Raw genomic sequence first — 20,621 nt, 5'->3', positions numbered from 1 at the left:
ATCGGTCCGTGTCAGCCAACATGCCCGGCAATCGCGACTGTCTGCGCCTACTGATCTCTGCTCGGGTTCCAGTTGCCGCGTTTCGGGCGGAGACGACATATTACAGTTCGGGCGTGATCTCGCGACGATAGTGGCTCGTTGTGCGGTAGGCATAGCGCCCCCAAGCGTCGCTTTTCATCGGTCTCCTCCGCGCCATCAATACTGCCCTTGAAATCACCCGTCTCTGCTCTCATCCTGGTAAGCAGCGTCGCTCACGGAGTGTTCGCAGGCGGCTTGCAGCGCCTGATGCATGTCCGCAATGAGATCACTCGGCCCCTCGATGCCGGCGTGAATACGAATCAACGGTCCATCAAATGAAACTATTGCTTCCGTTCGTTGAGGATCATCGACAGGCAGCACAAGGCTTTCGTACCCACCCCACGACAATCCGATTCCAAAAAGGCGCAGTTTCTGGAAGAAAACCGAAAGCTGGGCCTTGGACATAGGCTTCAGAACGACGCCGAACAGGCCGCTTGCACCCAAGAAATCCCGCTTCCAAATATTGTAGCCCGGATGGCTTGGGAGCGCAGGGTGTAGAACCAGGCCCACCGCCGGGTGGTCTTCCAGGCTTTGAGCCAGCTTGAGGCCATTTTCGTAATGCTGCCTCATGCGAACGGCTAGTGTGCGCAGTCCACGAAGAGCTAAATAGATGTCATCTGGCCCAGCAATCTCCCCGAAATGATGAGCGCTTGGCTGCAGGAGCGGCCACGCTTCCTTGTTAGCGGTAGCAATGCCCAGAAGGGCGTCGGAATGACCAACGATATATTTGGTCGCGGCATGGATCGAGATGTCGACGTCATGGAGAAAGGGTTTGAAATAGAGCGGCGTCGCCCAAGTATTGTCCATGAGCACGAGCGCCCCCGATTGATGTGCGATCGCGCACAGCGCGGGCAGATCTTGTACCTCAAACGTCATGGACCCCGGGGACTCGAGGTACACAGCTCGCGTTTTTGTCCCAATCTTCGCGAGTAGATCCGAAGGCTGTGTGGGATGGAAGTACTCCACCTTGACCTCAAATCTAGTTAAAACCTGGTTCGCGAACATCCTCACCGGTTCATAGACGTTATCGCAGATCAAAACATGATCCCCGGCCTTCAGGATCCCGAGAAGCGCGTGGGAGCACGCAGAAAGCCCCGAAGGGAACAAGATCGAACGATACCCGCCCTCCAGTTCACAAATGGCAGCCTCGAGAGCGCGAGACAGCGGTGAGCCGAATCGTCCGTAGTTCGTCACTGGATTCTGCTTGCGCCTATCCCACTCTTCGAGGTTTTCCGAAACGATCGTGGAACCTCGATAGACAGGAACATTGACCATCCCGGCGTGTTCAGCCGGCGCGCGACCGAGATGAGACAATTGCGTGTTGGGCTCTGGCAAGCGTTTATCCCAAGCGATGCGATCCATACCTCTCCTATCTGGGATCCCGTCGCTTAAATGCGCGGCGAATGCCCACTACTATCAATCTGCAACTCGTCTCCGGCGCGACGACTCGAGAACTCTGCATCGACGGCCTCTTTCGTCATCATATCCCAACCTTAGAGCAGCTCTCCTCCCAGATCGAAAGCGCGGTCGACCGCACAGTGAGACCGTGCCGGACCGCGCCCCTGAAAGTCGGTGGTCTTCTTCATGCAGATCTACAGTGGGTCCATCACTACAGCAAAGCCTGGGCCAGACGCGCGGGCTGCGCGCTGCAGGCGGATTAACCGGACTGGTCGGATGCCTCGGCACCAGGCGGATTTCTTGTCGGACAAAAGACGCTGCATGTCGGCTCCTCGCCAAATCGGTTAAATCGGGACGATCTTGATGTGGGTCGACAATTGCACTTCTTATGAACTCGCGCGTTGGCGTTGTTTTTGCAGCTTCCCAATGAAGGCCTAGTAGCTCTGCACAGTGATTATGACTCTTTGGAAGCGGCGGGATAGGGGCGGGCCATTTTGGCGCGCGCCTTATCTGTTGTGAACATCCATTTGATGCGTGAGCGGGCGGCATTTCGCTTCCGTTCCCAGGCAGCGATTTCGCGGCGCAGCCGCTTGGGATCATCGATCCTGCGATCCAGGCACCGGCCCCGCAGGACGCCGATTTCGATTTCAACCATGTTGAGCCAGCTTGCGTGCTTGGGGGTGTAGTGGAACTCGAGCCGTCGCAAAATCTGCCTGGCTTCGGCGGGCGGGAACGCCTGATACAGGGCGCCGGCCGAGTAAGTCGATAAATTGTCCTGAACGACCCGGATGATCTCGGCATCGGGATAATGGCTGTTGACGAGATCGCGCATGCATTGAGCATAGTCTTCTGCGGCTCGCCGCTCAGTGACTTTGACCTTGCGCCAGGGACGATGCACGTCGACGAGGACGAAGAGATTGATCCTGCCATTGCGACGATACTCGTAATCGTAACGTTCGAGCTGGCCCGGCCTTGCCGGGATGGGCTGACGGACCTCTCCGATGAGTTGCACCGGGCTTTCGTCGAAGCACACCACCGGCCGCTTGGGGTCGGAAGCCTCGGCGTAGAGGTCGAGGACATCCTCCATACGGGCAACGTATTCGCCATCGACCTGCGGAATGCACCACATGTCTTTGCGCCAGGGTTTGAGGCCATTTTCGGCCAAACGCCGCCGAACCGTCTCGTGCGACAGGCTCTTGTGTTCGGTGAGCTTGACCATCGCACCTGCCAGTAGCTCGAGCGTCCAGCGGGCACGGCCTTCTGGGGGGCTGGCGCAGGCCGTCGCCACCAGCAAGGCTTCTTCCTTGCCCGTGAGTTTGCGGTCCGCCCCGGGACGCGGCTCCTCGCTCAGCGCCCGTTCCAGATTGCCTTCCACGAAGCGTCGCTTGGTCCGGTACACGGTCGAGCCGCCCACGCCGACGCTACCTCGTCGCTGGCCCCGGCGTCGGCGGCCAGCAAAATCTGTGCTCGTTTGAGCTTGCGCGACGCATGTTTACCGCCGCCGAGCAGCGCTTTGAGTTCGATGCGCTCGACTTGGCTGAGTTCGACCCGATAGCGTACGTTCATGCCTGCCTCCTTGAATGAGGCACGCACGAACAACTGAATCGGATGGCCGGTGTGAGTCCTTCGGCAAAAACCTTCACGCCCAAACAGGGGCAGTACCTAGCCTTTATCCACCTCTATACGCGGCTGCACCGCAGACCTCCGGCGGAAACCGACATGCAGGAATATTTCCGTGTCAGCCCGCCCTCGGTTCACCAGATGGTGCTGACGCTGGAACGAGCCGGCCTCATCACAAGGCAGCCAAGGACGCCTCGCAGCATCGAGGTCCTCGTTGATCCGAAACACCTGCCAGAGCTAATCTGACCGCCCGACGCAACCTGTCAAATTCACTGTGCAGAGCCACTAGGTGACAAGACAAGCGTCCGCGAGCTGCGCTTCCGCGTCCGTCCGATTTGCACGCTACAGCACTCTGGACTTGGCGGCGGCATAAGGGGACTCTTTGTTTGGTATCGTAGTCCATTTAGATCGATGCATCTCGGGCAATTGGGGTACGCGCAGATGGCGCCGAAACGGGTCAGCAGGAACCTCGTCAGCGGCCACAACGGCAGGCCTTCTGGCGAGCCCGCATCGACAGCGTCGCGCCATGGATATGCGCATCTCACTCAGCGGGGTTTTGATCCGATTGGGGGGGAGATCATCGAAGCGCATGCAGGGACTCATGGTTGACAATGATAACAACAACCGGCGCCGGCTCGTCGAGTTCAAGGACGGTTGCCGCTATGGCAAATTCGGAACGACTATGGCTTATGAGCTGATCGCCCACGAGAGGATCAGGGCCTACAAGATGGGGGGCAAGACCATGATCGATCTCGACAGCGTGGATGAATATCACGCTTCGCTGCCGAGGGTCGAAACAAGAGCAAGCTAGGCCGCCGATCTGCGCAGCGAGACGGCGGACGCACCTTCGCGCAGGCTGACAAGACGATCAGACAAGGCTGCACAAACACACGCATTCGGCATAATAGGCCGCACCGTTATAGCTACCTGGGATCTTGTTTTTGTCACCCTTGCCAAACTGGTCCGGCGTCGCGAAGGACTTTCTCCACGTCGTGGCGAGTTGAGCTTCCACATCGTTGGTAAACACGCCCTTCTCGTTGAGCAAGGTTGACGCGGTCGAGCGGAAGCCGTGCGCGCAGTGGTCGCTGCTGGCGCCAGCATCGCCGCAGCCCTCTCAGTATGTTGTTGGACATTAGTAGACCGTCGGCCATCGGCATTGGACGTCCAGTAGATCGCGGACAGCGCCGCGCGATCAGCGGTTCGGCGCCGGGCTTGTGCGAAGCGCAACCCTGTCGACCCCACGAAGCCAATACGAGGTAGTTTGTCTCACTCGGCATGGTGGGCTCAATGGATCGGGTCGCCAATACCGGCCCTTGACCTCGCGATAGCATGTTAGGTCGGGCCGCCAGGAACTCGAGTCAAAGCAGGGTTCGATTCCAGTTAGGGCGATTGGTGAGACCGGAACGGGATGGGCCATGCCGTTGCCGGCATTTATTTTTGCCGGCGAATACCGCGCGTCATCTTGTTGGTATTTCTGGTGGTATCGACAAAAGCCGACGACGAAATGTATTGCAAATTCAATTTGTTATGTTAGTAGGCGATTGCCGGCCAGGGGCAGATCGCGGCAATGAAGCGCAAGAGAATTCCAGCAGCTGGTTCGCGACTAGCACGATCGGAATCGAACCGCCGACGCCCGCGGGAATTGAATTGCAATGCCTGGCGGCGAGCGCCCACCGTCCGAACCGCGAATTGGCATCCGCACCAGAAATGACCTCACTGAAACGCAACAAACGCGATCGAACGCAGACGAAACCGCAGCAAAATCAGCGAAGCTGATCGGTAGTCTGCCGCTCATAACGGTCTGGTTGCAGATTCGAGTCCTACTCGCTCCACCAGGAATGAGAACCCTATACCCACTAGGGCAAGCCAAAAAAGCGCCGCCACAGTGATCGCCGTCGTGGCGATAGCGTGTTGTCTAGTGGATCATCCGAGCACCATTACTATAGAAAGCCCCTCCTCCCATGCGATTTAGGTTCTGGGCCGCTATTGCTGAACAATGCCGCGAAGATGCGCCGCGCAACAGGCTGGAAAGAGAAGCCCGAGGGACTCTGCTTTCCTGGAATTTGTGAATAGCCTATGGTCAGGCTCGATGACGAGATTGTCATCGCAATCATGATATTACCGCGGCCTGAGGCCAAACACATACCAGGCAGGTGTCGATGATGAATGGAAGAGTGGTTCCCGGCTCGTGAAAACTCTCGATCGCAAAACTCGACGGGTGGCTCGCGACATCCGGAGCTCACAATCTGTGTTAGCTTGCTGAAGAGAGGACTTCCCGGCCGTATCGGCACCTCATCGGCAGATAGGCCCAGTCCGTTGTGGTGCTTTCTGGTGGGCAACTTTGTGCCGATGCCGCCACCGGCCTGCTTTGCCGTGCTGGCCTGGATATAGATCTCAAGGCCATTTTAGCAGCAAGAAGTCAGCACGTGGCGTCGCTGCGATCGATCGCCCAGCCTCACGCGACGTCCTCTTTGCGCGTCATAGATTCCGACTCGCAGCATGGGAAATCGCTTCTTCAGCTCGCGCGCGCCGGTTTTGACCCCGCCTCTCGTCGCAAATTCAGTCGTGAGTCGCCCATCGATTTCGAGTGCGTAACCTGAAACCGGCAATTCACGGACGATAGCAACCATCTTTTTCCTTTAGCGACAGTAAGAAGACGATGTGGACTGCGTAGCCCGGGTCGCGCAAATCGCGCCAGCTCACTCCTATGTTGGGTAGCGTTTTCAACTGATGAAACTCGCAATTTGCTGCATGAAGGGACTTTGCATTCTCGACTGGGGCCAAGGGCACTCACAATCGGAACTTCGCGGGTCGATGCCGACCACGTTGATCATGATGACGTGGCGCTCGGGGCGGCGGCTACACCGTCACATTTCATAAGAAAGCTGCCATTCAACTCATTTTCGAGAGAGCTTGAACCGTACGTAGCGTCATATTGTACGCTATCGATCGCGTAGAGTTGCGCTTCGGTTGGGCATTTGGGACGACATTTATCGCGGACGTGTCGAGTTATGGACAGTACCGCCAATGGCATGAGTGATGCTTGTTGGAATAAACGAGACGTTAGACCAATCCCATCGACGCATGTGCATTCGGCAGCCGTCCAATCCTGCTGGACTAGGGCGCTAAGGGGAGAGAGCCGTGGCGCTTTCTTCATCTGTCGCGACCGCGCTTGCGACCGTGCCGCGTCGCGCTGATGGGCGACGAATCGAGAATGATGCATGAGCGAACCGGCATGAGATGCAAATCGACGGTCCCCTCAAGGTGTCTTTGTTCAAACGCGGAGCGCGGAAGTGGACAATATAGAATCGATGACTCTACAGGAGCTGCGTTCCGCAATCAGTGGCGGCAGGATCTTGGAGATAACTACGACAACGGACTGTGTCGTCGGATGTTCTTATTGCCCGCAGGACAAGTTTGCCGAACGGCAAAGAGCGATATCCGACGTGAAGCATCTTTCTCTGCAAGATTTCAAGCGATGTCTGGCGCGCGTACCAGCAGCTGTCGAGATCAGCTTTTCCGGGTATTCGGAGCCTTGGCTCAATCCGGCTTGCACCGAAATGGTTGAGCATGCCTATGCGTGTGGCCATGGAATCCGAATTTTCACAACCCTAGTAGGAATGAACGGGCGGGATCTAAGACGCTTGCGTGCGCTGCAGTTCCGCGTTTTCCTGGTGCATGTTTTTGATGACGGCACGCACATGGATAGTGGTCTCGTCAGGCGCAACTATGTCGATTTGATGCGCCAATTTGTCGATGCCGACATTTCATCGTTGCTCTTCATAGTCATGGGCGAGGTGCATCCCGAACTTGTCGGCATAATTCCTGACGAAGCGCTGGTTCGCTCGCGTCCGCCGCGCAGCAGGGCTGGCAGCGGCGAGAAGATGGTTGGAGCGCGGCAGCCAATCGTTGGAGCACTGACATGCCCTGACGAACGGCAATATCGTAATGTTCTTCTCCCAAATGGCGACGTTACTTTCTGCTGCATGGATTTTGAGCGACGACACGTTTTGGGCAACCTCCTCCGCGACAGGTACAAGGATCTCTTTGAAGGGGCAGCTTTTTGCAACATTGCCGATCGCATGAACGGAACGGAGGGCTTTCTGCTTTGTCGATCGTGTGAATTCGCCGAACCAATAACGTCGGAATGCTGATCTTGAGAAGTTGACCCATGCTCGAAGCGAATCGCGAGCCCTGGCAAGGACGGCCTTCCAGCTCATCACCACATCAGTCGCGGCGACGACCCTGCCATGAACGGAGGGTCGCCATGGCCTGGAGCATTTTGTTGGTCGCCGGCCTGCTGGAGGTCGCCTGGGCAATCGGCCTCAAATACACCGAGGGCTTTACCAAGCTCGCTCCGTCCGTGCTCACGCTCGCGGCCATGGCCGGCAGCGTGATCCTGCTCGGCCTTGCTCTAAAGACGCTGCCCATTGGAACTGCTTATGCGGTCTGGACCGGCATCGGTGCGGTCGGCACCGCAGCGCTCGGCATCATCTTCTTCGGAGAACCGGCCGCCGCGTTTCGCCTTGCCAGCATCGGACTGATCGTCGCCGGCATTGTCGGGCTGAAGCTCGTGTCTTAACGAAAACATCGAAAGCATTGACCCCCACCAGGTCAGCGCCGCAACGATCGCCGAGGCCGGCACGTGATTCTCCAGGCATAGTCGATCGAGCTGGCCACGTTCCAGCGCACCGCCGAGGGGCGCGGCGCCGACAATGGCGAGGAAAGTCGCCAAGAACAAGATGCCGATGCCATGCCTCTGGGCCGAGACCGTCTGGCCGCCCTCAGTGTCGTGACGCGAAAGCCCTAGTGCGGACGATACGTCAGTCGCCCATCAGGGTCCCACCGCCATCGCGTCTGGCACAATAGCACCACCCAGAACGGCACGACCAATTCGCTGCCGAGATCGCCGTGCGAATAGAACAGCAATGAAAGCCAGCTCTGCGGCTGATCTCCGGACGACGGCCAAGAAAGATCGCTTGCCGGAGTTATACGATGCCTGATCTCCGGAGCAGCAGGGGAGAAGATGCAGATTGGCAGATCGTGTTCGTTTGCTCCGAACTGCTTCCGACCGTCCCGCGTCGGCACCATCAGGGACTGCCGACCAGTTCAACTCTTAGATCGCAGTCAGGTGAGCTTGCGATCTCTGACTGAGCTCAGCTCCGCGCCTCGAATTACCGGTGCAACTTCATTGTGTGGTTGCAAAGAAATCGATCACCTAATCTCTTTCGCAGGAGCGTTCACTGAAATCATCGAACTGGCGGTGCCGGCGCACGGCATTCGATTCGTGTTCGACCTCAGACCCGCGGCTTGTTTGAACAACGACCGCTATTGTCCCGTAGACGACATCGCGATCGAAAAACGCCGGGAGCTTGCATCGTGCCCGTCAGCACAGAGTCTGCACACCACGAGGGCACGGGAGCGACGCTGCGAGTTCAGTGGCTCACGCTTCGTTCTTGAAGGCGCGCACTTCGTGTTCGGGAGGTGATATGCGATCTGACGTTCTTGTTCGGGCTGTCGCAGCAGTTGCGCTCGTCGCATGCGGTGTTGCTCATTCAGCGGATCTCCAGCCAGTCATCAGCGAGCCATGCTGTTTCCAACCGAACGAACAGCTGCGTTGTCTTCTGTGGCATTGTTGTGATAGGCGCCTGCAAGGCAGGTCCACACGTCTTTGTCACCGAAACCGCACGTGTGGTGTTAGGCTTCTTACCCGCCCGGTCAAATGCTGGCCTATGTCGGAGCAGCCGTGGCTTGAAAAGGCAATCGCGGCCATATCGCCAACAGCAGCGAAGTCCGGGAAGGGACCTATGCGGCGTTCCCGCGGCAAAGCGCGCAATTCGACTACCGTCGTTTCGATGGGCCCCTCGGATCCGGCGTTGAGCAAGCGCTCACATCTGCTTGGTCCATCAGATTTGAGTGCGAGTGTATGAGTTTGGCGGGACAGCATCTGGCGACCTCTGGGAATCAAGCTGCGAGCTCTGGGCATATCAAAACCTGAAAGTTAGAGCCGAATGGAGTGGAGGTAGGCTGCATCCCAAGCCACATTCGTGTTGCCTACCTTGCCCAGTGGTGCCTTGAACGCCACTGGCCTTCTTTCTTCCGCTCAACCTGTACGCGGCGGAATCTGATTGTTGTTCCGTGCCACGCCTTTGTCTTGTTTAGGCTCCGGAGAGCCCGCCATTCTTCTGAGGTAAATGCGGCTCTCTCTCGAACTCAAAAGGCGCCGCCTTGGCATGACCGCGAGTTTGCGAAGAATTACGCCGAGAACGATGGCGTTCCTGCGGAGCTTGCGATTTACTGTCTTGCGACTTTCGCGCTTACGAGAGGTTGAGACCATCTTACTCCTTTGAGCATGGTTGGGCGGCAGTGGTAAGCTTGCTCACTCCCGGTCGACGCCAGCTCGCTCGTGACTGTCACCTTGTGCGGAACCGAATACGAGTCAAGGGTGTGCATTCGCGTCGTCAGAACAGCTGGCTGGTCGACCACCTAACCGAATGCACGCTCGATATAGCCAAGGTACGGCAAAGCTGCCCGCCCACAAGCCCAGTCCGGCACGATCGGCCGCGCGTTGCGCAGCGTGGTATCGTCTCCTGGAGTATTGCGCCCAATCGAGCACGAGACCGTTACGCACCAACCATTCTCCGAGATCGATGCCATCAGCTGAACAGGTCGCTATCGTCCGTCCACACTCATCCTTCAGGACTGACAGGCAACTGACTTCGCGCTCTGCAATGAAGCTTTCAAGATCGCTCGCGGCCCTGAGGCCACATCGATATGGATTAACGTTGATATCTCGGCACATTTGAGTCTTGTCCGGCGCGTCGATGCCCCAGAGCCGAACGCGTGTCCCGTGAATTTCTAGGGTGTCGCTGCTGATGACCTTTGCCGGCCCCGTCAATTCGCCGGCAAACACGATGCTGCACAGTGCAAGCATGGTCAACACCACGATCAATCCATACATGGCGATCTTCTTTGTCGAACTGCGAACATTCCGGCCGAGTGCAGCAGAGCTTGGGAAACCGCCGAACGGCGCTCGATCGCGGCTGTGCTTAGGAGGGTGCTAATGTTGCATGGGTAAGCTCGTTCGACGGATGACTCCCCGTGTAGCAGCAGCGCAAGACGCCCCTCGTGTCCAACCTCGCCCCCGATGCTCTGCGACCAGGCTGGTGCGCTGACCGCATCCCACCATTCCTTCACGTCGTTGAGGCAGTTCGCCTTGGCCGCATCACGCACCAGCAGGTCGAACTCGGGAGTGCGCGTCCGCTCACTAGCGACCGGGCCGGCGCAGACGGCCGGCCGCAAGCCGGCGAGATATGATTTCCTGGTCGCCTTGTGCGGAATGAGCATAAGCTCGGCCCCCTCGCTGCCACGGATAGCAGCGAGCGCGCGTGGCCCGGGATCGCTGCAGCCGGCTGCTATCGGGGAAAGCGTACGCATCGCTTGAGCAAAACGGGCGACATGACGGCCATCGTTGCTATCAACAGCAACATGCCTTCTAGGAGCGGTGGGCGACAGATCCCCTCGCACTCACGCTGCCCAATTTGTTTCGCGAGCGCCAGCACGGCCAGATCAGCCACCGGCTCGACCAAGGCCACGACTGCATAGGAAACTGCGAACGATGCGACGTTAGCGAGGTTGGCGGCGCCGAAGCCCGCGCCATAGAGCGCCCAAAACGCGACCCAGACAACGATAGAAGATTGATACGCAGTCGAGAGCGCAAGCGCCTTACTGTACTGCAGATCGCGATAGGCGGCCTTGGATGGATGAGCCGCTTGGCGAGCGCCTGGATCGCAAACAGCGGCACTAGAAGCGTCGTGACATTCATACCATATTGCGGCAGGTCGGTCGGAACGAAGAGGACGCCTTGCAGCAAGAGGCCGAGCGCAAGACCAAAGGCAGCCGGCGCCGCGCCGAACAACAGGAACAGCGTCGAGCCCAGGACGAAGTGCACTTCGGAGACACCAACCGCAAAGTGCGGCAGGATTTCGAAGAACGTGAACACAAGGCGCATCGCGGCGATGGCTTGCATAGCAAATGACAGAGCGCCCGGCTCGCGTATGGTCTCGACCACAAGCTCGGCGACGACGCAGCCCGTCGCAATGCCTGTCGCGTAGCTCAACACGAGCTTGGCGCCTGTTACTATTCCCGGTTCGATATGCACGCTCAAGTCCTTTCTGCCGTTGTACTCGGGCCTTGGCTCAAGAATTTGCCGGCACGGTCGTATGGCTGACGGTTGGAAACGGCACTTCACCTTCCTCACCCTCGGTCCACTGGTCACGTCCTGTTTTCGCCAGATCGGACCGGGTGTGCACTCACCCTTCGCTCTGTCTTTGCGACATTTCATAGCAACAGCTATGCCAGCGCCGGTGCCGCGGTTAAGGCTCTGATTGCGCTTTGAAAAGTTCCGCGGCGCGTAAGATTCGCCGTGTTCTGTAGCCGACATGCTCTGGAGGAAATTGAACACACATCGCTGCCAGTCTTTGGTCAGCCTGTGCCGTTTCAAACAATCATTTTCGCTCGTCCGTTGAAGCGGAAATCCTGACGCCGCTGGCGCGAAGACACCGGTTCGGCATCAATCTTGCTCGACCTTGTTCGACGACGGCGCCTGCGGCGCAGCCAAATGTTTGGCGGCCGGGGTCGTCGAATTCCTCCAAGAGCTTGCTGGGTCGTTCGATTGACCTTGCGGCCAAGCATGCACGAACATGGAAATGCGACGACCCACCCAAACTGTGGAGCCGGCATTTGCTGGATCGCAGCATCATCTCTCAGCGACGCGCCCGGCAAATTCCGCTGCACCACCTGCGACGAAGTTCCGGACGTGTTTGACGGTCCCGGGGGAACGCTATCGCGTCGCAGTGGCGCCAAACCGGATGCTAAAGTGAAAATGGATCAACTTACGCCCGGTAAGCCTGCCGTCTCCGGACAGATGGCGGCCGCCTCGATGCTGCGCATTCGCGCGGTCATGCTGGGCGATCGTATCAACCCGTCGGCTCTCGAAATCGGAACGCTGGTGTCCTCGACGCCGGTCGCTTTCCGCATTCATGCCGGCCTTGTCGTGATCTTCCGCTATGGCGTTGTAGTGCTCATCGGGTTGTCGCCCTCGGAAGAAGCCGCTCTGATCGGAACCCTGATATCGCGGGTCATCGGTGAACTCAGCTCCTATGAGGAGGAGAGCGCGCAGGTGCAGCTCTGCAGCGACCAGAGCGCCGAGGTCATCCTGCCGGGCGGGCGGATTTGTCTCAGAAAGTTTAGCGACGATCGGCTGCTGCTGATCGCTGATACGCTAGCCAAGAGCACGGCGCTGGAGCGAGATGAGCGCCGTGTCGCCGCGGTGTTCGACGTGATCGAACCCTTTGCATGCGAACTAGCCGAGCGCGGCCGGACGCCGCGGGGCCGCAAGGGCATTCTCCAACTGATCGGCAATGCGCTCCTGGTCCAGCAGCGCGTCGCGGGCCGCGTCGACATTGCCGAAAAGCCCGACGCACTCTGGGAGAAGCCGGAACTCGAGCGGCTCTATTCGCGTCTGAAAGACGAATACGAACTGAAGGAACTTCTTGAGATGCTTGAGCGCAAGCTGTCGGCCATCTCCGGAACGGCTAACGCACTGACGGACATCATCGACACACGGCGCTCGCTGCGTCTTGAGTGGGTTATAGTCGTGCTGATCGTGATGGAAGTTGCGATCGGATGCTTTCAGATTATTACAGCAGCTCACTGAAGTGCGGCTGGCCCCAGCGCGTGAGGCGCCTTCGTGGGGTTTGAGCGGGCCTACTGACCGACCTGGCCGGCATTGACGTGGGACGCGCCGTTCGGCCGCACTCAGCTGCGGATTTCGGCTATGTCTTCGCCGTGCTCGTGGACGCGAGGTTCGGCGAAATCCTGGTGCGGCTCGCGAACACAGCGAATAGCCGAGGCGAGTTCGTTTCCCCGGCGATCGAGCAAGGATAGGGGGCGTATGGCAGACGCGCGGCGGAGCGTTCATGTCGACGATCCAGCGCCACCCAAGAAGGCGCTTTTGCCCAATTGCAGCGGGCCGCCACTCAGCTTGTCTGCAATTCTCGACTTGGTCGCGGAATACTTGCCAGGCCTTCCCCGCCGTCCGCCAGGGCGCAGCCAGCGACTACCGAAACAAGGACGGTCGATTTCACCAGGGCGCCTCACTGAGTTGAGCGACCGCCTTTCGCCGCTTTGCCACATCGCCGCGGCTCGGTCGATGTGTCCTGCCGTGATTTCCCTTGCTTGGCTGTTAGCGAACGGTTCCATGATCCGCCAGCGCGCGAACGCGCGCTGCAACTGAACATGAAAACTCAGAACTGCGGATCTCGTCCTCGCTAACGCGAAGGTCGCCGAGCTTGACGCGGCCGGGGACTGCGACCGGGCGTGCATAGCGGCTCCGCGTCAGCGATAAACGCTAAACGGATGACAAAGGAACTACGCCGCAAATTTCGACGCGGTTTTGACCTCGCAAGCAGGCGCCGAGATTTTCTGACGTCCACATTCGCTGTGGACATTCCATCTGCAGGAGTGTCCCTCAAAGTGCCCCGGACACTCACGCGCCCTCGGCAGCTCCGCTCAAATCCGCTTCCGAACCGATCCCGGCATGGCGATCCTTCGCTGGCTCGTTCAGGAGCCCGGCGAGCCTGAGGCCTTCAAGGACTCCTTCGAGCCGCTGTTCGCGAATGATTGCGGCCAGCAGCGAAACGGCCTCCTCCCGATCGACGGTGAAGCAGACGTCAGGCGCTCGCTCAACCAACAGGTCCAGCAAGGTCGGAAGGTCAGCAACGTGGTGGCGTAAGGTCGAGACCACATCATTCGCGAGATAGGTCGCCAAATCAGCATTCGGCGGCGGATCAAAGTCCAAGTCGACCTCGGCGCGCTTCTCGATCGCATGTCGTATCAACTCGCCCTGCCGTCTTGCATTCATCGAGAGCATGAACACCGCATCCGCGAGGTTCTCGCGCGGCAAGCTTCTCAGTTCGGCTATGCGGGCCTGGATGTCGCCGACCGAACTCTCACGGCGTGCCTCTGCTCGCCGCGCGTTAGCGGCTGCCCTGCTCTTTTGTAATCGAACCATCGTCATGCTCTCCGGCCGACCATATATCCCGGCGATACAGGCGAATGAAAGTGCAAACTTGTGTGCTGCATGCGCGCAGCCCGCCTGACGAACGCGCAACCGGCGGTCGCGCGAAGGAGTCACAAATCGCTAATCTCGTGATCCGCTCGTGCTTGTCTGTCTATAAGGCGCTCGATGGCACGTTCGTCGGGGGGTCGGCGGCTATGGCGAAGCGAAGTCCTGCTTACAGCGTTCCGTGATAGGCAGCGTCGCGAGGCAGTGGCGGCAGGCGGAGCGCCGCGAACTCCAAAGGACGAAACCGGCCAGATATTGGGGAAGAGAACCAGCATCGGTCGACAGGTCTGAGATGGACGACCTAATCCCGCCAATGCGTTGCGCCCTGTTTCGGATCCGCTCGCTTTGGCTATCTTCGGGCATATTATAGCGGAACCTGGCAAGGGCCCGCCCGGTAGATGGAAAGGTTGGGACTCGATTGAATCAGGTGAAATGTCAATTTCGCGCGTGATCTCGTTGTATCGCGAGAACGCCGCAGCCTGCCAATCAGCCCCTACCCCGAAGCTTTAACCAAATTTGAATAGCACACCGTAACCGCCACGTGGGTAGCTCCACTCGATATCACCACTTTCTTCGCAGATCACCCGGCAGGTGCCGCACTCGATACACCCGTCGACTGTCACCTCAACATGACCTTTATCGCTGAGCTCGTAGCACCGTGCAGGGCAGGCCTTCAGCATCGATAAGAGCCGCGAGGATGGTGTGGTGTGCGGCCGCACCTTGATATGGGCGCGGCCGGAATCAACGAGATAGCGGTTGTAGAATAGTTTGTCCTCGACACGTCGGGATGGCTCGCTCGGCATTGTTTCTGGCTCCGTCGTTCGTCGTTGTCTTTGGTTTGTGATCACCGCCAGGCCCGGGCAATGCGCAGGGCATCGCTGAACAGTCCACTCCACGACCGCGCCTTGATGAACGAGCTCAGCATCAGCCTCTCTTTCTCGAGCTTTGGTGTGCCGTCGACGCGCACATAATCCTGCATCGCCTTGGAGAAGAGCTGCGGATATGTGAGAAAGAAGTTCTGCGAGTGGGTATGCATCAGTGCCGGCATATCCTTGTACTTCTTCAGGTCCTTGATCAAGAAGGAATCATTCAGCAGTTTTTTGTAAAGCGAAAGATTTTTGGCCGTCATCGGATCATTTCGCGATTTGATAAGGCAGATCGCTTCCGCGGCGATACGGCCCGACGTCATCGCCAGATTGGACCCCTCGCGATGGATGCGTTGTTGAGCTGGGCGGCGTCTCCGACAACGGCCCAACCCTCACCACAAAGCTGCGGGATCGCCTTGTATCCACCTTCGGGGATCAAATGCGCGGAATATTCCTTTACTTCCGAACCCTCGATCAACGGCGCGACGGACGGGTGACGCTTGAGGCTCTCGAGCAGGCCGTAAGGCGTCTCGCCGGTACGCTGGAAGTCGGCAACAAGACAGCCGATACCGAGCGAGATGCATTCCTTGTTGGAATAGATGAAGCCCATACCGGTCATGCCGCGGGAGATGGTTCCGGCGGCTTCGATGACGAGCCCCTCGTCGCCTTTGAGATTGAAGCGAGCATCGATTGTCTCGCGCGACAGGAAATGCATCTCCTTGACCGCGAGTGCGACCTTGTCCGGTTTCGGCCGCCCTCTTAAGCCCGCACCCGTCCCGAGCACTCCGTTCACCCCCTCGGCCAGCACGACGACATCTGCATGGATTTCACCCCCCATCTCGGTCTGTACGCACCCCGACGACCCTCCCATGGGAATCCTGGAGGAGCTCGGTCACCGTGGTCTCGCACAGCACCGTGGCGCCGGCCCTCGCGGACCTTCTGCGAGAACCATTTATCGAACTGGGCGCGGATGATGGTGTAGCGGTTCGGCTTCTCCTCGTTGAAATCATCGGAGCGATAGTGAATCCCCGTGCGCGAACGCTCGTCCACGATCCAGAAGCGTTGCTCGACGAGATGCCGCTCAAGCGGTGCATCTTCTCGGAAATCCGGGATCAGCTTCTCCAGCATATCGGCACGAGGATGGCGCCTTGCACGTTCTTCGACCCCGAATACTCGCCGCGCTCCAGCTGCAGCACTTTTAGGCCCCGCTCGGCCATGGTAAGCGCTGCCCCATTCCCGCCCATGCCAGCACCGACGACGATCGCGTCGAATCTTTCCTCGATCATAACAAGCTCCCCTAGCCAGCGATGCGGTCGTGCGAGTGCGGCGACAGCTGCGCGCGGAATGCGGAGGTCAATGCGGGCAACAGTCGAATGGCGTCGGTGACGATGCCGATCTGGGCGAAGTCGAAGATCGGAGCGTTCTTGTCGGTGTTGATGGCAACGATGAGGTCGCCCCCCGCCACGCCAACGCGATGCTGGATCGCGCCGGAAATACCGGCCGCGATATAGAGCTTTGGCCGAATGGTTTTCCCGGTCTGGCCGATTTGTCGGTCCGAGGTGACCCAGCCCTTCTGGACCAGCGGCCGCGAGCAGCCATATTCGGCGCCAAGCACGTCCGCGAGCTGCTGTACCAGTTGGAAGTTCTCAGGCGATCCCAGACCGAGCCCTCCGGCGACGACCACGTCGGCATAGGCAAGGTTGGACTTTGTAGAATCGCGGTCCGGCAGGAACGACAGCACTTTTGTGACGATATCTTCTTCTACAAGCCCGAGCGGATGCGAGATGACGCGCCAGACGGCGCCGGTCACGCGCTCGGGCATCGGCATCACGCGCGGACGGACGGTTGCCATCTGTGGACGATAGTTCAGTGTGTAGATCGTGCACAATAGTGAGCCGCCAAACGTCGGCCGGGTCGCTGCAAGCGAGCCGTCGGCATCGACATCGAGCTCGGTGCAGTCGGCAGTTAGGCCGGTGAGCAGTGTGGTGGCCACTGAGCCGGCGAGATCGCGGCCCAGTGTAGTTGCCCCTAGGAGTAGGATTTCCGGCTTGTACGTATTGACCAGCTCTGACAGGGCCTTGGTGTAGGATTCATTGCGATAATCGGCCAACAGATCATCCGCGACGATATAGGCGAGGTCGGCGCCGTAGCAGAAGGATTCGCCGACCGCCTGCTGCGTTGTCTCCCCGACCGGGCCGATGACAACCGCGGCGAGGTCAACGTTGAGCTTGTCGGCGAGCCGGCGGCCGGCACCCATCAGCTCCCAGGAGACGGGGTGCACTATCCCGCGTTCCTGCTCGATGAAGACCCAGACGTGCTTATACGCCTTGAATCGTTCGGGCAGCTCCCTCTTGGTCGCCGCGCGACCACCACCCGCGGCCGGAGCTGCGCTTTTGGGTGCGGTGCTCATCATCTGTACTCCCATCCGTGTTCAGTAGCGGCTCGCCAGCGAAGCGTGCTCCGCCTACAGCTTTGAATTCGCGCGTGAAGATTGCTTCAGTTAAAAGTTCGGCCGCGTGCCCGCCGCCATTTTTTCAACACCGCCTGGCAGCAGCGCGGGGCCGAGACACCCATTGCTGGACCTTTGTCGACGAGCCGGAAGCACGAGCTTCGGGTTCTTTCCGGGTTTGGCATTCTGGGGGGCACCATTTGGCAATGGAACTAGTGAGGCACCCAACCGCGCCGGTCACGCGAGCCGATCGATTGGTCCCCCCTCATCTTCGAGATGCAACCGAGTTGGAACAGATCGAGGACCTGCCAGAGGCTCGGCTGGTGCCATTGTCGGCCGCGAGCTTGCCGGTGAACAACGCGATCCATTACTCTGAATGCCCTCGCAATCTTGCCGATTGCAGCGACACGCGCGCAACTCTTGGCGGGGGCACGAGGGCCGGCGGTGAAGCCGCCCGTCAACGGCGCCGCGCGACCGGCGCTGGAGAGCAAGGGCTCCCCCCGGGAAACCTCGGCCATAGATCGGCCAACGGGAGTGATTTCGTCGACGAATCTTTGGCGCGGATCAAGCGCAGCTTTCAGCTCAGCCAGGCCGGAATATGCAACCATCGCTTTGGCGTCGCGACGAATCATGGTGCCGACAGGCAGCGCGCGCGAACTGCGCGGCGTCAAAAACAAACTCGATGCGGACCAAGATGTGCATTCGCTTCTCCAGACTAGCTGACCATGTGTAAGCAATCGTCGTACCAATTGCGCAGACGATGAAAATTGACCGCCAATACCGAATCTTACTGAAGGAAATCGGATTGGCAGCCTCTCACGAGGATCGGAACATTCGATAACCGTGCTGGACCCGTGTCCGGAATGCGAGAAGACAGTCATCCGAATCTTGGTGCGCTTTCCTCGCCAAATATGCGCACCCCGCTGCCGGCGTACCATTGCAGGAGATAGGCGCACCATGGGCACCAGCTTGAAACGACGGAAATATCAGGGCTGAGCCGTGATTGGCCCTTAAGGAGCCGAGTGTCCAAGCTGCGGACCGCGAGGCCGTAACTGCAACTTCCGTTTGAATTCGACGCCCTGGGTCGTTGGCAGGTTCTCTGAACCTTCACGCTCCAGAGCACGAGATATAAACTCAATTCACTCCAAGGAACCGAGCTGCACCAATGCTGGATGCTTGTTCGGTTGTGGTGCGGCCGCATCCTTCAGGACCTTGAACACGCGCTGTTCGATCGGGGAGGACGTGACGAAGTCGGCATAGGCGCGCTCAAGCGTGGCCTTGCAACGCGAAGCGATGTCAGGATCGGATGCACCGGTAAACTCCTCGCCCGCGAGATATTGACCCATGCGACGCAGGATATGAAGCCGCGCCACGTCGATGATTTTCGCATCGTACTCGACGCCGAGCAGTGCAAAAAACTCCTCTGCCGCGGAGGCCTTGTTCAATTGCGAAAGGATCCCATCCGTCGTCATTCTCAACCTCCATCTAGATCCGCCCAGAAACCGTCCTGGCTCGAATGTTCCAACCTGATCGCGCGACGCGCATGGCTGACCGCCCGATCGCCCTCAAGTTGACCGATCTCTCGTGAATGTCGCGCCAGATCGCCACCACCGTTTCCTGGGAAACCGGGCCTTTGTGCTCGATGGCATGCTTGCGAACGCGCGCGAGAATGGTTTCGGTTTGCTCGGCGCTGACCGAAAGCTGCAACTCGGACAAGAGCGAAGTGATAGCGGCAAGCCCTGAATGCTTGCCGGTCACAACGCGGTGGGAGCGGCCGAGCAACCCCGGGTCCAGCGCTTGGTAGGTGGGCCGGTCTTTTAAGAGCCCATCGACGTGGATGCCGGATTCATGGGTCAAGACATGCTCGCCGACAATCGCCTTGTTGAGCGGAATGGTGGGGCACGCTGCGGCTGCAGCGGCGACCGCGACTTTTTCCGGTTCGGATAGCAGCACGCCGGTATCACGGCCGTAGAGCTGCCTGAGTGCGACGGCAACTTCCTCCAGCGACGCATTGCCGGCTCGCTCGCCAAGTCCAATGACCGTCACAGAGGCGTGCGTCGCACCGGCCTTGATCGCCGCCAGCGTATTAGCCGTCGCCAGCCCAAGATCGTCATCGCCGTGGAATTCGAACTCGAGATCGGTGCTGGCACGCAGTGCGGCCATGAGCGCGAAGGACGCGTCAGGATTGAGCACGCTCAGCGTATCTGCGACACGAAAGCGCCGTGCGCCGGCCGCCTTGGCGGTTGCGATCAGGTCGATCAGGAAGTTGACATCGGCACGCGAGGAGTCTTCGCCACCCACCGCGACATCCAGTCCCCTGTCGCGAGCATAGGCCACGACGCGCTTCACCCGCTCCAGCGCGGCCAAACGGCCGCCACCGAGTTTCGCCGCAATCTGCACGTCGGACGATGGAATCGATAGCTTGACCATCGAAACACCGGCCTCGATCGCCGCATCGACGTCCGCGGGTTTCATCCGGCACCAGCCGATGATCGTGGCCGCAAGGCCCGCTTCGGCGACCGCTCGGATCGCGGCAATCTCTTCCTGACCCATCGCCGGCGTGCCGGCCTCGATCTCCTTGACTCCGGCCGCGGCCAGCGCACGCGCGATCGAGACGTTTTCCGGTGTCGTGAAGGCCACGCCGGGTGTCTGTTCGCCGTCGCGCAACGTGGTGTCATTAAGGACTATGGACCTCGACCGATCTTTGTCGGGCCCGATGATTGCGGCAGCGAACGCCATCAGCGGCTCCGTATGTTTATTCCAGAAGCTGTTCAGCAACTGCTGTGCCAACCCGCTCGAATTTCCAAGAACCTGTGAATGACGTCGAATTTCAGATTAGTCGGGTGTGTCGCAAATCCGACAGGGTGGAAACGGCGGAGCGCCAGGTTCGGTGCGCTTGCGACCGAGCTGAAGGCAGGCGCCGAGCTTGGAAGCTTGCTAGCCGGGCAACGGTTCGGACCTCACCTCAAGCTGCAGCACTTCGGGGAAGGCGCGTGCATTCAGGCATGCTTATCGAAGAAGAATTTTGAGCCATCGGGTTCGGTCCAACCCCAGGGTCGGCGTTCGTAAACAAGTTCAGCGG

At 59.2% G+C, this 20,621-nt stretch carries 14 protein-coding genes and 3 pseudogenes; 6 read left to right on the top strand and 11 right to left on the bottom strand.

All coding sequences use genetic code 11. The features are described from left to right. Window positions 1-213: 213 nt before the first annotated feature. Window positions 214-1,440 (bottom strand): cystathionine beta-lyase, encoded by a 1,227-nt coding sequence (metC, locus tag IVA95_RS19340; RefSeq protein ID WP_247511906.1) that lies wholly within the window; start codon window positions 1,438-1,440, stop codon window positions 214-216. Window positions 1,441-1,930: 490 nt separating this feature from the next. After that, window positions 1,931-3,042 (bottom strand): annotated as a pseudogene (locus IVA95_RS19335) (IS630 family transposase). A gap of 42 nt (window positions 3,043-3,084) precedes the next feature. Between IVA95_RS19335 and IVA95_RS19330 the strand changes: the two are divergent. Together IVA95_RS19330 and IVA95_RS19325 are read left to right on the top strand one after the other, a co-directional pair. Continuing rightward, entirely contained in the window at window positions 3,085-3,342 is a 258-nt protein-coding gene (locus tag IVA95_RS19330; RefSeq protein WP_247511905.1) for a MarR family winged helix-turn-helix transcriptional regulator, read from the top strand. A gap of 355 nt (window positions 3,343-3,697) precedes the next feature. Further along, window positions 3,698-3,907, top strand: a complete 210-nt coding sequence (locus IVA95_RS19325) for a hypothetical protein (protein WP_247511904.1) — start codon at window positions 3,698-3,700, stop codon at window positions 3,905-3,907. Between the two features lie 57 nt (window positions 3,908-3,964). On the opposite strand, the gene IVA95_RS19320 is transcribed toward IVA95_RS19325, so the two are convergent. Further along, complete coding sequence (locus IVA95_RS19320) at window positions 3,965-4,123, bottom strand: hypothetical protein (RefSeq protein ID WP_247511903.1); 159 nt, start codon at window positions 4,121-4,123, stop codon at window positions 3,965-3,967. Window positions 4,124-4,533: 410 nt separating this feature from the next. On the opposite strand from IVA95_RS19320, the gene IVA95_RS19315 reads away from it, so the two are divergent. The 3 genes from IVA95_RS19315 to sugE all read left to right on the top strand — a co-directional run bounded on the left by IVA95_RS19315 (window position 4,534) and on the right by sugE (window position 7,678). Continuing rightward, window positions 4,534-4,872, top strand: a complete 339-nt coding sequence (locus IVA95_RS19315; RefSeq protein ID WP_247511902.1) for a hypothetical protein — start codon at window positions 4,534-4,536, stop codon at window positions 4,870-4,872. 1,517 nt (window positions 4,873-6,389) lie between these two features. Then, window positions 6,390-7,250: an SPASM domain-containing protein gene (locus IVA95_RS19310; protein WP_247511901.1), complete on the top strand. Its 861-nt coding sequence runs from the start codon at window positions 6,390-6,392 to the stop codon at window positions 7,248-7,250. A gap of 113 nt (window positions 7,251-7,363) precedes the next feature. Beyond that, window positions 7,364-7,678 (top strand): quaternary ammonium compound efflux SMR transporter SugE, encoded by a 315-nt coding sequence (gene sugE / locus IVA95_RS19305; protein ID WP_247511900.1) that lies wholly within the window; start codon window positions 7,364-7,366, stop codon window positions 7,676-7,678. Window positions 7,679-9,535: 1,857 nt separating this feature from the next. On the opposite strand, the gene IVA95_RS19300 is transcribed toward sugE, so the two are convergent. Both IVA95_RS19300 and IVA95_RS19295 read right to left on the bottom strand, forming a co-directional pair. Beyond that, window positions 9,536-10,057, bottom strand: coding sequence for a thermonuclease family protein (locus tag IVA95_RS19300; RefSeq protein ID WP_247511899.1), 522 nt, complete (start codon window positions 10,055-10,057; stop codon window positions 9,536-9,538). A gap of 454 nt (window positions 10,058-10,511) precedes the next feature. Beyond that, window positions 10,512-11,257, bottom strand: a pseudogene (locus tag IVA95_RS19295) (energy-coupling factor ABC transporter permease). 723 nt (window positions 11,258-11,980) lie between these two features. Between IVA95_RS19295 and IVA95_RS19290 the strand changes: the two are divergent. Further along, on the top strand, window positions 11,981-12,814 hold the full coding sequence (locus IVA95_RS19290) for an RMD1 family protein (protein WP_247511898.1): 834 nt from the start codon (window positions 11,981-11,983) through the stop codon (window positions 12,812-12,814). Between the two features lie 831 nt (window positions 12,815-13,645). On the opposite strand, the gene IVA95_RS19285 is transcribed toward IVA95_RS19290, so the two are convergent. The 6 genes and pseudogenes from IVA95_RS19285 to nifV all read right to left on the bottom strand — a co-directional run bounded on the left by IVA95_RS19285 (window position 13,646) and on the right by nifV (window position 20,278). Then, the gene (locus IVA95_RS19285) at window positions 13,646-14,170 is read right to left on the bottom strand and encodes a hypothetical protein (protein WP_247511897.1); all 525 of its coding nucleotides are present in this window, start codon (window positions 14,168-14,170) and stop codon (window positions 13,646-13,648) included. Window positions 14,171-14,730: 560 nt separating this feature from the next. Then, window positions 14,731-15,027: a ferredoxin family protein gene (locus IVA95_RS19280; RefSeq protein WP_247279062.1), complete on the bottom strand. Its 297-nt coding sequence runs from the start codon at window positions 15,025-15,027 to the stop codon at window positions 14,731-14,733. A 41-nt stretch (window positions 15,028-15,068) separates the two neighbouring features. After that, a pseudogene (locus IVA95_RS19275) lies at window positions 15,069-16,376 on the bottom strand (FAD-binding protein). A gap of 11 nt (window positions 16,377-16,387) precedes the next feature. Continuing rightward, window positions 16,388-17,500 carry an electron transfer flavoprotein subunit alpha/FixB family protein gene (locus IVA95_RS19270; RefSeq protein WP_247511896.1) on the bottom strand — a complete coding sequence of 371 codons (1,113 nt, stop codon included), beginning with the start codon at window positions 17,498-17,500 and terminating at the stop codon, window positions 16,388-16,390. Window positions 17,501-18,678: 1,178 nt separating this feature from the next. Further along, window positions 18,679-19,011, bottom strand: a complete 333-nt coding sequence (nifW, locus tag IVA95_RS19265) for a nitrogenase stabilizing/protective protein NifW (RefSeq protein WP_247297554.1) — start codon at window positions 19,009-19,011, stop codon at window positions 18,679-18,681. A 13-nt stretch (window positions 19,012-19,024) separates the two neighbouring features. Next, a complete protein-coding gene (gene nifV, locus IVA95_RS19260) occupies window positions 19,025-20,278 on the bottom strand; it encodes a homocitrate synthase (RefSeq protein ID WP_247511895.1) in 1,254 nt (417 codons plus the stop codon). Window positions 20,279-20,621: the final 343 nt, after the last annotated feature.

The organism is Bradyrhizobium sp. 157 (genome assembly GCF_023073815.1).
In the GTDB taxonomy this organism is placed as follows: Bacteria; Pseudomonadota; Alphaproteobacteria; order Rhizobiales; family Xanthobacteraceae; genus Bradyrhizobium.
The sequence above is the reverse complement of the archived record's forward strand: the minus strand, read 5'-3'. Positions and strand labels throughout refer to the sequence as shown.

Bases quoted from the DNA above. Each gene is read 5' to 3' on its own strand.
- nifV (WP_247511895.1), bottom strand. From the start codon at position 20,278: ATGGCGTTCGCTGCCGCAATCATCGGGCCCGACAAAGATCGGTCGAGG.
- IVA95_RS19290 (WP_247511898.1), top strand. From the start codon at position 11,981: ATGGATCAACTTACGCCCGGTAAGCCTGCCGTCTCCGGACAGATGGCG.
- IVA95_RS19280 (WP_247279062.1), bottom strand. From the start codon at position 15,027: ATGCCGAGCGAGCCATCCCGACGTGTCGAGGACAAACTATTCTACAAC.
- IVA95_RS19300 (WP_247511899.1), bottom strand. From the start codon at position 10,057: ATGTATGGATTGATCGTGGTGTTGACCATGCTTGCACTGTGCAGCATC.
- IVA95_RS19325 (WP_247511904.1), top strand. From the start codon at position 3,698: ATGGTTGACAATGATAACAACAACCGGCGCCGGCTCGTCGAGTTCAAG.
- IVA95_RS19270 (WP_247511896.1), bottom strand. From the start codon at position 17,500: ATGAGCACCGCACCCAAAAGCGCAGCTCCGGCCGCGGGTGGTGGTCGC.
- IVA95_RS19330 (WP_247511905.1), top strand. From the start codon at position 3,085: ATGGCCGGTGTGAGTCCTTCGGCAAAAACCTTCACGCCCAAACAGGGG.
- metC (WP_247511906.1), bottom strand. From the start codon at position 1,440: ATGGATCGCATCGCTTGGGATAAACGCTTGCCAGAGCCCAACACGCAA.
- nifW (WP_247297554.1), bottom strand. From the start codon at position 19,011: ATGACGACGGATGGGATCCTTTCGCAATTGAACAAGGCCTCCGCGGCA.
- IVA95_RS19285 (WP_247511897.1), bottom strand. From the start codon at position 14,170: ATGGTTCGATTACAAAAGAGCAGGGCAGCCGCTAACGCGCGGCGAGCA.
- sugE (WP_247511900.1), top strand. From the start codon at position 7,364: ATGGCCTGGAGCATTTTGTTGGTCGCCGGCCTGCTGGAGGTCGCCTGG.